Genomic DNA, 15,930 nt, shown 5'->3' with positions numbered 1-15,930 from the left:
TATCTAATTTTGTTGGTAGATTTACTACTTAAGGGGCAAGTATTTATTGCCTTAGTAGTTCTCTTAGCCTTCCATCCTGCCAAAGCTGATGATAATAAATATGCTTGGATGAATTCGACCTTAGGAGGGCTTAGTATTTTATTTTCATCATGCCTAGAAGCACCAAAATTCAATGGTTTTCAAGAAGGTAGGATTTCTTTAGACCTTGCAAAATCAAATATATGGAATTCTACTGGTAACTACGTTAAAAAAGATAAAAAAATTCAGTTTGAGTGGAGTACTAGGGGAGCTGTAGTTGTAAGTAATCTAAGAAAACACCTAGTGATTTACCGTATAGATCCAAGGTTTGATAACCCTCAAATATTTATTAAAACTTTTAATTATTTAACTAATAAGTATGAAGCTACTGACTTCCAAGAATTCAAGGCAACTGATCCAACTAAAGATTATATAACTTTAGCATTTAACAAAATGCAAAATTATGTAGACTATTTTAACTTTGCTAAAAACAGACAAAAAATTCGTGTGGGAAAAGGCGATGTAATAAATATAACCCTTGCAAGAACAGGAGATTTTTTTAGTGTAGCTACTGACGAAGATGTGTTAAAAACAGAACTTGATAATAATCAATTGGCAGTTTCGTCACTTTATACCAATAGTAACCTTGATAATAGAATATTATATTCAACTGCAGAAAAATTATGTAATGTTATTGATCCCTCAAGAAAGGTAGAATGTAGCGGTACTGGAACAAATACCAAATATAGAGTATTAGATAAGCTAGTATTAGTTGGTAAACCATTAACTCAAACCTCTATAGAACGTATGAATAGCTTAGGGGTTACAAGTTGCCCTGATTCTACCAATGATAATAACAATACTCCAGTGTGCTTCTATGACCAAGGAAGAGGGATGAGGATATCGGTAAGTGGTCAGGTCATAAAGAGAGCAGCAGAAAGTTTTGTATACTCTAAATTTTTAAAAAAGAATTTCTTATATTATAAATCTGATGTTGCAGGGGCTTTAGATTTCTCAACTGATTGGGCAATTCAAGGCATGTTTACTGCCCTAAGCAAGCCTTTAATGAGCGATTGGACTACCTTTCCCAATCTTAATGCACTTAATTTTTATATTAATAGCTCTGATGTAGATTTGAGTGCCGGTTTCTTACATTTTGGACGCTACATTATGATTGTAGAAATAGGTAATGGTGATAAAATTATTAGTGATGCTCAACAAAAAAACATAGAAGTTGAATACACTATAATGGAAGATGGTGGAACACCAGCTGAATCAACCGTAGGCACACAAATTACCCAAGATTTTTCAATTGATGCTAACCAAGATGGGTATTTATGGGTTAGAGTAAAGAATCCTAATAAAGAGGTAATGGGAGAAATTAATATAAATTATGCTAATTACACTGGGAGTACTTGGTTTTCAGATATTGTATATAAAGGGGCAGTTAAACCTATTACTGATAAGTTTCATGAATTTACTATGAATTTCTATGAAAAATTAACTAGAAATGCAACGTTGCAACGAATCACAAGAGCAGCATTAATTCTCTACGTCACTATATATGCTTTAACTTTTTTAGCGGGTGCTACCCAGATAACGGCTAAAGATTTATTAACTAGGTTTATAAAAATAACTTTGATAGTAACACTAATAGGAGAAAATAGTTGGAACTTTTTTAATGACTACTTATTTAGTGCCTTTATTGAGGGTACTGACTATATAATGACTAATGTATCAGGACTCACCAGTTCTAAGTCTAATATTTTTGGTTTTATTGATCCAATATTTGATAAATATACCAATGGTAGATTTTGGTTATTATTATTCATACAGCTATTACAAATCCATAATGGTCTTATTGTTGTTGCTATCATAACTATTTATTCTCTTACGCTTTATTTTAGAGCTATTTTGGAAGTTATCATAGGTTACGTTATAGCGTATATTGGGCTGTCAGTTATGATCTCTTTAGCACCATTTTTTATAATCTTGGTACTATTTGAGCAAACTAAAAGTATCTTCGATAACTGGTTATCTACCTTATTCAGTTATGTAATGCAACCAAGCATATTATTAATATTTTTTCTATTAATAGATCAAGTGATGTCGGAACAACTTTTAAAAATTGTGGTTAGAGCATGTTGGAACCCTGACTTTCTACCAATAGCTATAGGCTTAGATCTAACACATATTGACATACCAATTAATTTTTCTTTCAAATTACCATTTTTACCTGGGATACCTTTCTTTAGCCCCTCAGTTACAGAAATTGATGATTTAGATGCTTTATTAAATTCTACGGGTACATTTTTGGTAATATTTACCAGTAGCTTGTTATTCTATGCTTATTGTCTAATGGCTCATGGGCTTGTGGAGTATGTTACTATAGTGGTTTCTCAATTGACGAATGTAACGCCTGCAAGGCAGGAAGGTAATTTCCAAGCCCCTGATAATCCTACAAAATCTATCATTCATGATATGGAAACTGTAGCACAACCTATTAAGGATGTAGCTCTTGCCCCAGCCAGAATATTTAAAGACAAAGTGATAGATCAAAATTATAAAGCAAGAGGCAAAGAAGACTCTGAAAACAAAAAAGAGTATACTGGCAAAATATTTGCCTCAAGACATGATTCAGATGGTGGTGGAGCAGGTGGCACCCCTACTAAAAGGGAATAATTACTATTTAAGCCTAGGTTTTATAAATGAAGAATATCCTTACTATTTTATTAATTTCTATATTTTGCCTTTCAGGGTGTACTGGGGATAGGTGCATTGATGCAGATGATTTTGGTTTTATAAAGTTTGTAATTTCTTCAAGATATAAGAAAGAAGAGTTAAGTGGACAACAAGATAATCAATCAGCTCCCTGGGTTGATAGTGGATATAATGTAAATGGTCAACCACTTACTATATTGGTAAAAACCTGGGACTTCGTTAAAGGAGATAAGAATAACCCTTCAGAGTTATCAGCTTGGTGTGCATGGTATGGTCAGGAAAATAATAAAAATACTTTATCTGAATTTTGTAAGAGATTACAAGTATGCCAATTTATAGATGGTAGGATGTGTACGAATAGTAAGGATGCTAAAATTAGTAATGCACCATGTTTATTTAAAAATGGAGTGGGACTATATTTATTAATTGCTGAGCGTGGTACAGACCCTAATATTTCATTGCAGACACAACGTGCACCAGATGGAATTACCAAACATCTTGGTGAGCCTATTGTTAATTTTTACGACCTTAATAAAAGAGGTGAATTAGTAAAAGCTGGAGGAATAAGTTATCAATATGAAGATGTTGATAACAATGACTACGATAAATCTCCATTATATTTTAAGATATTAGATAAATTTTATGATGATAATAATGGTCAGTATCGTGTAGTTATTAAATCTGGGGTCAATGACACTAGACCCGATCCTATTGACTTTTTAACAAATTTAATAAAAGTTGAGTTATTTGGTAACGATAAAGAAAAGGGTCTAGTTAGGGCAATTTACGAGAATATTATTAAAACACCAGGGTATCGTCTATCTGTTTCGGCTTTGTTAACTTTGTATATTATATTTACAGGATTTTCTTTTCTGATTGGCAATGTTAATCTCACACATACTGAATTAATAATTAGAATAGTAAAAGTTAGTATAGTATCAACTTTACTTAGTTCTACTATTAGTTGGCAATTTTTCCATGATTACTTATTTGTGTTTTTTGTGGAAGGGGTAGAGCAAATATTACAAATAATTAAACAAACTGCTGCAACAGGCCCTGGGTCTTGGAGTATTATAAGCTTGATGATTGCCCCACAAACTATGGCAAAACTATTTTCATTACTGTTCGTCGACCCATTAGGGTTTATATATATAATTCTATTCCTGATTGCTCTTTATTATATCTTCATGATGGTATTTAAGGCTACTGTTATATATCTTACGGCATTGATAATTATTGGGATGATTATCATAATGGCTCCCATATTCATTTGCTTTATGTTATTTGGTATCACACGCTCATTGTTTGAGAACTGGTTAAGACAGCTGATTTCATATGCTATACAACCAATTATATTATTTACTGGTCTAGCGTTTATTTCGATTATTATCAGAACGGAGATATATTCTTCACTTGGTTTTGGTGTATGTAAGTACGACTTCCCAGATTTAGGGCCAATAAATGAATTATTTGGTAGTATTAATGAAGATCTAGATACTAGTCTTGGTGACTCGATATTTTATTGGTGGTTTCCATCTCCAATGAAAGGTAACAATTTTAGTAAAACAAGAGCTGATATATTAGTACCTGTCGATCATCGTATAGCTGATGGTTCACCAAATGGCAAACTATGTTTAGCTTATGAATGTAAGGAGAATAGATATATTGAGTTACCATTTTTAGATCCAGTCAAAGATTTAACAAGAATTAACAACTTTTTTAATGGTAAGTTTGTTCAGCTGGATGGATTATTGTTAATTTTTGTATGTGTTTATTTACTAAGTAAATTTAATGATATAGCTGTTTCAAGTGCTAAATTCTTATCTAACACATCAGGTAATTTAACAAATTTACAAGCAGTTGGACAAGCTGCCTTTACCCCTATTCAGCAACAAATAGAGAGACCTGCAAACTATGCTTTCGGTGCTGTCAAGCAAAGGGTAGATCAAGTAACTGAGAAGGCAAGTATGTTTGTTGCCAGTAAGTATGAAGAATGGATGATGGGGGGGGTAGCACAAGAGGCACTTGACCCAAAAGCAGTAAAATCTAGTGTTTTAAGTGAGGTAAAAAGAACGCACGGTATAGATTATAAAGACGTTAATGTTAAAGCTGGAAGTGATTACCAAAGAGCTATTAGCGAGGTTATGAAAACTATTAAACCTGATGAGTCAGTTAAAGAATTTACTGGTAGTTATTCAGAAGTTCGGGATCATCTAGCAGCTCTTAAATTTGGGGCGGGTAAGAAATATGATTCTCTTAACGAAGATCAAAAGAAAGAACTTAATGAGTCAATGAAAACTAAAGATGGTAAGACTTTACGAGAATTAGCCAGTGATGCAAAGTTTACCAAAGATTTCCAGCAAGCTTATATGAACTCGCATCAAGAAATGTCAAAAAGAGGAGTAGGGCTATTTGGTAAGAATATAGCACCTCTCAGAAGTTGGCAAGAGATGAACAAGCGTGTTGATGACAAGAGAAAGTTACGTGATGGGAAACGTAGAAATATAGGAGAGAAAATATATGCGGGTTATGAAGGATTAAAGCGGGAAGCCTTGACTGCTATTGTTGGTAAAGATTTACGTGATGCTTTTGAGGGTAACCTGACTGGAGCTGAGTGGGAAGATTTTAATTATAATGATCCAAGACTTAGAACCCATAATGAATCACTTAATGATGAACAACGATCTTTGGAATATCAAAAACTTAAGACACAAATCAATAAAGAAACCATTGCTGTTCAGGAAGATATATCGTCTCCTGAGTATCTAGCTAGACTTGAATTACAGGGTAGAACAGCAGATGTTGATTATTATGAAGAATTAACCAACAAAGACCTTGCCTTCCAGGTATATGATGCACTTGCCCAAGGTGAAAATGATGGAAAAAATCCGGTATTAATGGGAGAAAGATTTATGAGAGAGAAAGCAACAGATACTCAAACTCGTGAAATGATTGATAATGCTCATAAGATTGAGCAAAGAATGATCGATGATGATAGATATGTACGTAGACAAGAATATTATGATGTTATGCGTGAAAAAGCTGAAGCTAATGGTGATAATAAATCTTTAGAGTATAGTGAGGCAGTACTGAAGAAAATAGCAGGAAGAAAAGAGCTTATTAAAAAGGAAATTAAATCTCATGTTGATGGAATTAATCAATATCGCTTAGCTGCTAAAATGTCTAAATATGAAAAAGATTAGATCAATTTATAGAATCATTTTTTAAATATTTAGCATATCTCCCACATTGTTGAATGAATAGGGGCATTGGTTAATTCCTATTCATTTAACAATACGAAGTTCTTAAGAATCCCTTGACATTTATTAATTATTTTGTGACAATATATATTAAAACTATTTTTATTTTGTAGTGAAAGTGTAATTCGACATAATGTACCAATTTAAGGAAAAAAACCGATCTCTAACTGTCATTGCGAGGAGCCACTTTAGGCGACGAAGCAATTGTAAGTTAAAAGTATGATCCTGTCATACCTGCGAAAGCAGGTATCTAGCACAACTGTCGAAAGTTAGAAGAGGAAGCGGTTTTAGATAGTGTGCTTTAAAAGTCGTATGTGGTTGACGTCATTGCAAGAAGACCGTAGATCGACGAAGCAATCCATTTGTGTTTACTTTTATGGATTGCTTCGTCGATCTACGGTCTTCTTGCAATGACGTCGACCACATACGACTTTTAAAGCACACTATCTAAAACCGCTTCCTCTTCTAACTTTCGACAGTTGTGCTAGATACCTGCTTTCGCAGGTATGACAGGATCATACTTTTAACTTACAATTGCTTCGTCGCCTAAAGTGGCTCCTCGCAATGACAGTTAGAGATCGGTTTTTTTTCCTTAAATTGGTACATTATGTCGAATTACACTTTCGCTACAAAATAAAAAATGTAGGGTACTGTGGGTTAAAATAGTCATCAAATTTGTATTTATTTAATAACCTACTAATTGGAATTTAACTTGACAAGGAGTTTTTAATGTATATAATGCACTATACAAACCGGATAAAACGGATAAAATTTGAATTAGGTAAAGAAAGGTCGGTTTCGCTATTCTTTTAGGAGTTATAAAGTAAATAACTCTTATAAATTAAGGGATGTTTAATCAAATAACATAGAGTTATAAGAAACTAATTTATAAATATTATTTTCTTATGACTTCTAAGGTAGGTAGAGATGGTTTTAATGAGTAGAAGATCGTTTATATATGGGGTATTATTTGTTACAATAGCGATTGTTGTGGTGATAGTTTTTATCAAAAAAATAGATAATAGACAAATTGTTGCTCGGCAAGTTGACAATCAATCTGTTGTAGTTCCTGTTGAAGTGGTTAAGGCACAGTATTCAGAGGATACAAAAGATATATTGGTGACAACAGGAAAAACCTTGCCCTATGAAACACATGCAGTTAAAGTTAATATAACAGGGAAAATTAAAGAGCTTGACTTGCCCATAGGTAGTTATGTTAATAAAGGTGATATTTTAGCAGTATTAGATACCACGCAAATTGACTACCTGATTGAACTTGCAAATGAAGAGTATCGGCTTAAAGAGAAAAAAGCTAATGCAATGAAACAGTTATCAGATAAGAATCTCATTAGCTATACAGAATATGTAAACCATCGTATAGAATACCTTGATTCTAAGCATAAATATTATACATTACTTGATGACAAGACCAATCATTATATTATTGCTCCGTTAAGTGGCATTGTTGAACGAAAACTTGTTGCTAACGGAGAGCTTGTTATGCAGAAGGATAAAATTGCCGTTCTTTATGATGTTCATATTATCAAGGTTGCATTTGAACTCGATGAAAGCGACTATCAGAAATTTAAAAGTTCTCCGGATAGCTATGTTAATATCTATATTCCTGCTTTAGATTTAGCTCTTAAACTAAGTGATTTTAAAACTTCAGAAATTGCTCAAGAGAAGAATCACTCAGTCTATATTGAAACGTTTATTCCAAATGATGATAATTTAATTACACCGGGCTTATTTGTTAATGTAAACGTTATTTTCAATAGCAATAAGCAACGGATAAAACTACCAAACTCAGCCATTTTCTTTGAATCCTATTATTTTGTCTATGTTATTGAGAATAATATAGCTAAAAAAGTAAGGGTTGAAATAGGTGATAGTGATAGTCAAAGTGTAGAGGTAGTTAGTGGCATCAAACCAAATGATCAAGTGGTTATTTCGGGCAAAAAGGGATTGTATGATGGGACTAAGGTTCTGATTGAAGATAAGACAACTGGGTCAGAATTATAATAATTAAAATGTACTGAAATAGGGGATGAAAAAAAATAAGAAATACGCAAAAATAATAAAAATAGCTATTAGTGGATTATAAAAATCTGCTATATATATAGCTAACCTTATCCTTACTTATATTGAAGAACTAAAATAGATAAATAAATTAGACAAATGAAAACACTATACTTTTTTATAATACTATTATTTTTTAGTTCTGTTTATGCTAAGGAGATTAATCCAGCTGAACTTCAAAAAATGAATTTAATACAAGCTGGGGAAATACATCAGCTAAACAAGAAAAAACTTGATCTTGAGCGAGAAGTGGCGAAGCAAGCTGCAGAGATAGAAGAGTCCCAAAATAATAATAGTAACGATAATAATAGCTCAAGTAACTCAAATTCTTCATCAAATACTGGACAAAGAGCTGCTCCTAGTAACAATTCTACCCCAGAACAATACATTATTGATAGTAATAATCGTAATACTCAAGAGAATACAAATTCTCAAATGAATTCTAAAAAATATGTGAATGATGGTGAGAATCTTGATATTACTACAACAAAAGATCAAAATACTACTAGTTCTGCACAAAAGACTAATCAATCACCAAGTGAAGCAACTAGGACTTCAAGCCAACAAGAAATAATTTCAGATGATAATAAACAATCGGATAGCCAAATTGGTCAAAGGGGAGAAGATAGTGAACTGCAAGTACGTTCAGAAAATATTGTAAAACTTGAACTATTACAGGATGATGTTGAAGCAGCTGAAGAAAAATTATCAGAGTTGCAAAGTAACATAAATGATTTGGATAATGAATACACGAAGAAAAAACTAGCATTTGAAAAACTAGAACAACTAGAATCCCAATTGCCTAAACAACCTGAGATAAAAACTAATTCATTAGATCAGCAAGCTCAACAAAGTGGAGCTGGTTTACAGGATGATTCAAAGGTGCAAAAGGAATTGCCTGCTAATTCACAACAACAGATGGCAGACTTGGTTCAAAAAGAAGCAGAGTTAAAGGATGCACAGGCTAAGGTTAAAGCACACGAAGCTACGATAATGGAGAAGGACAAGCTATTAGCAGAGATTAAAAGAGGCTCAAAAAATGAGATAGTAGCGACTCAACAAGAAACTGAAGCTCAGGATAAGTTGGCTGCAGTAGTTCAAGAAAAACTTCAATTGGAGGAGAAGTTAGCAGCGGCTACTGCAAACATAGCAGAGTTGACTACAAAAGCAACAGATTTGGATGCAAGAGAAACAAACTTGGCTGAAAAAAACGCAGAGTTACAAGCGGCTAATGAAAGTTTACAACAACAGACAGCAGCTTTAACTAACAAACAAAATGAGGCGGATACTAATTTAGCTGGGCTGGTTGAAGTGGCTAAGGCTCGTGAAGCTGAAATAACAGAGAAGCAACAAGCATTAGCAGATTTAGCTAAAGAAAAAGAGGAAGCACTTAAAGCTAACGAAACTACGATGGCAAACTTAGAGCAAGAGAAAAAGCAGTCAGCTGAAAAGTTAGAAGATATTAATAAAGAAAAAGATGCGGCTCAGGCTAAGTTGGATGCAGAGGTTAAAGAGAAGCTTCAGTTGGTGAGGAGCTTAGAAGATGCTAATAAGGCTAAAAAAGAATCAGAAGAGAAGATAGCAGATTTGGATAAAAAAAACGCAGAGTTGAATCAACAAAAAGCTGCAGCGGAGCGAGCTGCTCAAACTGAGATGGCAGAGTTGACTCGACAAAAGGATACAGCAGAGCAAGCTGCACAACAACAAGAAACAGCTTTGGCTGCAAGAAATGCAGAGTTACAGACGGCTAATGAAAGTTTACAACAACAGACAGCAGCTTTGGCTGAAAAAGAAACAGCTTTACAGGTGGTGCAGGATAACCTTGCTGCAGCGGTTAAAGATAAGGAGCAATTAGCAAATGCTAACAAAGAATCACAACAACAAACAGCAGCTTTGACTCAACAACAAATTGACGCTCAGGCTAAGTTGCAAGAATCAGAAAATAAGATAGCAGATTTGATTAAAGAACAAGAAAATGCACAGGCTAAGTTGGATGCAGCTGATAAAGCTAACAAAGATACGATGGCAAAGAACCAACTTGCTCAGGATGAAATAGAAAAGAATAAAAAAGAGTTAGAAAATTTAGCTAAAGAAAAAGACGAAGCACTTAAAGCTCACGAAACTGCGATGGCAAACTTAGAGCAAGAGAAAAAGCAGTCAGCTGAAAAGTTAGAAGATGTTAATAAAGAAAAAGAGGCTGTTCAGGCTAAGTTGGATGCAGAGGTTAAAGAGAAGCTTCAGTTGGTGAGGAGCTTAGAAGATGCTAATAAGGCTAAAAAAGAATCAGAAGAGAAGATAGCAGATTTGGATAAAAAAAACGCAGAGTTGAATCAACAAAAAGCTGCAGCGGAGCGAGCTGCTCAAACTGAGATGGCAGAGTTGACTCGACAAAAGGATACAGCAGAGCAAGCTGCACAACAACAAGAAACAGCTTTGGCTGCAAGAAATGCAGAGTTACAGACGGCTAATGAAAGTTTACAACAACAGACAGCAGCTTTGGCTGAAAAAGAAACAGCTTTACAGGCGGTGCAGGACAAGCTTGCTGCAGCAGTTCAAGATAAGGAGCAATTAGCAAATGCTAACAAAGAATCACAACAACAAACAGCAGCTTTGACTCAACAACAAACTGACGCTCAGGCTAAGTTGCAAGAATCAGAAAATAAGATAGCAGATTTGATTAAAGAACAAGAAAATGCACAGGCTAAGTTAGATGCAGCTGATAAAGCTAACAAAGATACGATGGCAAAGAACCAACTTGCTCAGGATGAAATAGAAAAGAATAAAAAAGAGTTAGAAAATTTAGCTAAAGAAAAAGAGGAAGCACTTAAAGCTAACGAAACTACGATGGCAAACTTAGAGCAAGAGAAAAAGCAGTCAGCTGAAAAGTTAGAAGATGTTAATAAAGAAAAAGAGGCTGTTCAGGCTAAGTTGGATGCAGCGGAGCAAACTAAAGAGCAAGCAGAGAAGGCATTAGACGAGAAAGGCAAGGAATTAGCAAATACGATAAAAGCTTTGAATGACAAACAAACTGAAGCTCAGGCTAAGTTGGATGCAGCTGATAAAGTGTACAAAGATGCGATAACAAACTTAGAGCAAGATAATGAGCAGTTGGCGGCGAACTTAGCGACGGTTAATGGAAACATAGAAGATTTGAATCGACAAAAAGTTGAAAAAGATGCAGAGTTACAAGCGTCTAATGAAAGCTTACAACAACAGAAAACAGCTTTAGCTGGAAAAGATACAGAATTACAAGCGGCTACTGCAAACATAGCAGCTTTGAATCAAGAAAAAGATGAGTTGGATGGCATTGCTAAGAAGCGCGAAGCTACTATAGCAGAGAAGGACAAGGAATTAGCGGATGCTAAACAACTCGCACAAACTAAGCAAGATCAGTTGGTTGCAGAACTTAAAGATCACGAAACTGTGCTAAAGGAATTAGCAGATATTATAAAAGACTCAGGTGCCAAGATAGAAGATTTGGCTCGACAAAAGGATGCAGCAGAGCAAGCTGCAAAACAACAAGAAACAGCTTTACAGGCGGTGCAGGACAAGCTTGCTGCAGCGGTTCAAGGAAAAGAAGAGGCGGAGAAGAACTTAGCGGTGGTTACTGAAAGTTCACAACAACAGATAGCATCTGTGACTAAAGAAAAAGAGAAATTGGATGAATTGGCTAAGACGCACGCAGCTGCGATGGTAGAGAAGGACAAGACATTAGAATTAGTTCAGAAAGACTTGGAACTAGCGAAGAGCAAATTTGAGGCAGAAAGAGAGAAGTCCGTTCAAGAGAATGTGTTGTTACATCAGAGGTTTGAAGATGTAACAAAAATCTCAGAAGATAAGAGAAAAACTTTGACTGAAGAACAGAAAGATATGCAGGGTAAGTTAAAAGTTGCACAAGATGAGATAGAAAATAATAAACAAGTATCAGAAAATTTGGCTAAACAAAAAGATGAATTGGATAGATTGGTTAAAGATCGCGAAACTGCAATAATAGAGCAAGAAAAGAAATTAGCAGATGCTAATAAGGCTAATGAGGACTCAAAAGTACAGATAGGAGCTTTGACTAAAGAAAAAGAGGAAATGGATAAAGTTAAAGAGCAGTTGGCGAAAAATTTAGCTGAAGATCAGGCTAAGTTGGATGTAGCTGATAAAGCTAACAAAGATACGATGGCAAAGAACCAACTTGCTCAGGATGAAATAGAAAAGAATAAAAAAGAGTTAGAAAATTTAGCTAAAGAAAAAGACGAAGCACTTAAAGCTCACGAAACTGCGATGGCAAACTTAGAGCAAGAGCGGAAGCAGTTGGCGGAGAAGTTAGCAGATGTTAATAAAGAAAAAGAGGATGTTCAGGCTAAGTTGGATGCAGCGGATAAAGTGTACAAAGATGCGATGGCAAACTTAGAGCAAGAGCGGAAGCAGTCAGCTGAAAAGTTAGAAGATGTTAATAAAGAAAAAGAGGCTGTTCAGGCTAAGTTGGTTGAAGCAGATAAAGCGTACAAAGATGCGATGGCAAACTTAGAGCAAGAGCGGAAGCAGTTGGCGGAGAAGTTAGCAGATGTTAATAAAGAAAAAGAGGATGTTCAGGCTAAGTTGGATGCAGCGGATAAAGTGCACAAAGATGCGATAACAAACTTAGAGCAAGATAAGGAGCAGTTGGTACAGAACTTAGCAGATGCTAATAAGGATAAAGATGACTCAAAAGTACAGATAGCAGCTTTGACTCAACAACAGAATGAAACTAAGGCTAAGTTGCAAGAATCAGAAAATAAGATAGCATCTGTGACTAAAGAAAAAGAGGAATTGGATGAATTGGCTAAGGTACACGAAGCTACGATAGTAGAGAGGGACAAGGCGTTAGCGGATGCTAATGAAAAATCACAACAACAGATAGCAGATTTGATTACAAAAGAAGACGAGTTAAAGGTAATTCAAGATAAATTGGCTGAAGTGAATCAAGCTCACGAAATTGCAATAGCAAAACAACAAGATGATGCACAGAATAAGTTACAGGGAGCTAATACAAATTACCAAGCTGACCTTGCCAAACAACGCGATCAATTAGCGGTGGAGTTAAAGGCAACGCAGGATAAGTTGAACAATGCACGATCTAAGATAGCACAGAATCACCAGCTATTAGAAGCAAAACCAGTAGATAAGAAAGCAGTTAAAGCTTCACTTACGACTAATATAGCAAATGATAATGCAACTTCATCGAAAATAGGATATGCAAATCAAAAAAAAGAAAAAGAACAAGAACTTGCACAGAGACAGGCACAAGTAAAAATAGAGGAAAGAAAATTAGCCTCTAAAGAACAAAATCTTGCACAAAGACAGGCAACAGTTAAAATAGAGGAAAGAAAATTAGCCTCTAAAGAACAAAATCTTGCACAAAGACAGGCAACAGTTAAAATAGAGGAAAAAAAATTAGCCTCTAAAGAACAAAATCTTGCACAAAGACAGGCAACAGTTAAAATAGAGGAAAAAAAATTAGCCACTCAAGAATTAGATATTACACAAAGACAGACAACAGTTAAAACAGAGGAAAGAAAATTAACCCCTCAAGAATTAGAGATTAAACAAAGACAGGCAACAGTTAAAACAGAGGAAAGAAAATTAACCCCTCAAGAATTAGAGATTAAACAAAGACAGGCAACAGTTAAAACAGAGGAAAAAAAATTAACCCCTCAAGAATTAGAGATTAAACAAAGACAGGCAACAGTTAAAACAGAGGAAAAAAAATTAACCCCTCAAGAATTAGAGATTAAACAAAGACAGGCAACAGTTAAAACAGAGGAAAGAAAATTAACCCCTCAAGAATTAGAGATTAAACGAAGACAGGCAACAGTTAAAACAGAGGAAAAAAAATTAGCCTCTAAAGAACAAAATCTTGCACAAAGACAGGCAACAGTTAAAATAGAGGAAAAAAAATTAGCCACTCAAGAATTAGATATTACACAAAGACAGACAACAGTTAAAACAGAGGAAAGAAAATTAACCCCTCAAGAATTAGAGATTAAACAAAGACAGGCAACAGTTAAAACAGAGGAAAGAAAATTAACCCCTCAAGAATTAGAGATTAAACAAAGACAGGCAACAGTTAAAACAGAGGAAAAAAAATTAACCCCTCAAGAATTAGAGATTAAACAAAGACAGGCAACAGTTAAAACAGAGGAAAAAAAATTAACCCCTCAAGAATTAGAGATTAAACAAAGACAGGCAACAGTTAAAACAGAGGAAAGAAAATTAACCCCTCAAGAATTAGAGATTAAACGAAGACAGGCAACAGTTAAAACAGAGGAAAAAAAATTAGCCTCTAAAGAACAAAATCTTGCACAAAGACAGGCAACAGTTAAAATAGAGGAAAAAAAATTAGCCACTCAAGAATTAGATATTACACAAAGACAGACAACAGTTAAAACAGAGGAAAGAAAATTAACCCCTCAAGAATTAGAGATTAAACAAAGACAGGCAACAGTTAAAACAGAGGAAAGAAAATTAACCCCTCAAGAATTAGAGATTAAACAAAGACAGGCAACAGTTAAAACAGAGGAAAAAAAATTAACCCCTCAAGAATTAGAGATTAAACAAAGACAGGCAACAGTTAAAACAGAGGAAAAAAAATTAACCCCTCAAGAATTAGAGATTAAACAAAGACAGGCAACAGTTAAAACAGAGGAAAGAAAATTAACCCCTCAAGAATTAGAGATTAAACGAAGACAGGCAACAGTTAAAACAGAGGAAAAAAAATTAACCCCTCAAGAATTAGAGATTAAACGAAGACAGGCAACAGTTAAAACAGAGGAAAAAAAATTAACCCCTCAAGAATTAGAGATTAAACAAAGACAGGCAACAGTTAAAACAGAGGAAAGAAAATTAACCCCTCAAGAATTAGAGATTAAACAAAGACAGGCAACAGTTAAAACAGAGGAAAGAAAATTAACCCCTCAAGAATTAGAGATTAAACAAAGACAGGCAACAGTTAAAACAGAGGAAAAAAAATTAACCCCTCAAGAATTAGAGATTAAACAAAGACAGGCAACAGTTAAAACAGAGGAAAGAAAATTAACCCCTCAAGAATTAGAGATTAAACAAAGACAGGCAACAGTTAAAACAGAGGAAAAAAAATTAGCTACTCAAGAATTAGAGATTAAACAAAGACAGGCAACAGTTAAAACAGAGGAAAGAAAATTAGCCTCACTAGGATCATCACAGTTTCAAAACAAAAAGACAAAACTTATTCCAACCCCAAATAAAGTTCATAAAATGGAGCTTGCAAAAACCCTGAAAACGCAAGAGGCTTTAAAATCATCCCAAGGAAATCAAGTGATTAAGAGTGAGCAAGTTACTGGAGAAAGAAAGGAATTAAGTGCCTACTCTCCATCCATTAAGAATCCAAGCAAACTACCGGTATTAAAGGGGAAGGGACTAGCACTTAATAATGGTAGTCAAGTAGTAATAAATGATCAATATCAAAAATCACCTCAACCAAAAAGTGAAGTAGCGGCGTTAAAACAGGAGGGGGGTGTACAACCGCTCAATAATCCAAGAACTACAGATGAAACTGTAATCCCCAATACCAATAGCTTAGTTAAAGCAGAACCGACTGAGGAAATTGCAGGTCTAAAGAAGCTGAAATTTGAGGTCATTAGTCCAACGATAATAGTGGGGGCTGATATTTCTAAAGTTAAACAAAAAGGTGGAGTAAAAAACAAAGATCGATCCAGTATCACGGAAAGAAAAATACCAGTAATAATACCTAGAGCCGTAGAGTTTAAAAAAACCAGACTTAAGAAAGTTGGACAACCATAAATAGCCTTATGACTCACCTTACGCATAATCCACACGGCAATTT

The 15,930-nt window shown here is 34.6% G+C and carries 4 protein-coding genes; all 4 read left to right on the top strand.

The features are described from left to right. Nucleotides 1-9: 9 nt before the first annotated feature. The 4 genes from ACQH2P_RS02480 to ACQH2P_RS02465 all read left to right on the top strand — a co-directional run bounded on the left by ACQH2P_RS02480 (nt 10) and on the right by ACQH2P_RS02465 (nt 15,887). On the top strand, nt 10-2,700 hold the full coding sequence (locus tag ACQH2P_RS02480) for a TrbL/VirB6 family protein (RefSeq protein WP_425362851.1): 2,691 nt from the start codon (nt 10-12) through the stop codon (nt 2,698-2,700). Between the two features lie 26 nt (nt 2,701-2,726). Beyond that, nucleotides 2,727-5,942, top strand: coding sequence for a TrbL/VirB6 family protein (locus tag ACQH2P_RS02475; protein WP_425362850.1), 3,216 nt, complete (start codon nt 2,727-2,729; stop codon nt 5,940-5,942). A gap of 984 nt (nt 5,943-6,926) precedes the next feature. Continuing rightward, nucleotides 6,927-8,021 carry an efflux RND transporter periplasmic adaptor subunit gene (locus ACQH2P_RS02470; protein ID WP_425362849.1) on the top strand — a complete coding sequence of 365 codons (1,095 nt, stop codon included), beginning with the start codon at nt 6,927-6,929 and terminating at the stop codon, nt 8,019-8,021. Nucleotides 8,022-8,177: 156 nt separating this feature from the next. Continuing rightward, nucleotides 8,178-15,887 (top strand): hypothetical protein, encoded by a 7,710-nt coding sequence (locus tag ACQH2P_RS02465; RefSeq protein WP_425362848.1) that lies wholly within the window; start codon nt 8,178-8,180, stop codon nt 15,885-15,887. Nucleotides 15,888-15,930: the final 43 nt, after the last annotated feature.

The organism is Candidatus Tisiphia endosymbiont of Hybos culiciformis (assembly GCF_964030975.1).
In the GTDB taxonomy this organism is placed as follows: Bacteria; Pseudomonadota; Alphaproteobacteria; order Rickettsiales; family Rickettsiaceae; genus Tisiphia.
The sequence above is the reverse complement of the archived record's forward strand: the minus strand, read 5'-3'. Positions and strand labels throughout refer to the sequence as shown.

What these genes read in the sequence shown, in the direction of transcription:
- ACQH2P_RS02475 (WP_425362850.1), top strand. Translation starts at nt 2,727, where the DNA reads ATGAAGAATATCCTTACTATTTTATTAATTTCTATATTTTGCCTTTCA.
- ACQH2P_RS02465 (WP_425362848.1), top strand. Translation starts at nt 8,178, where the DNA reads ATGAAAACACTATACTTTTTTATAATACTATTATTTTTTAGTTCTGTT.
- ACQH2P_RS02470 (WP_425362849.1), top strand. Translation starts at nt 6,927, where the DNA reads ATGGTTTTAATGAGTAGAAGATCGTTTATATATGGGGTATTATTTGTT.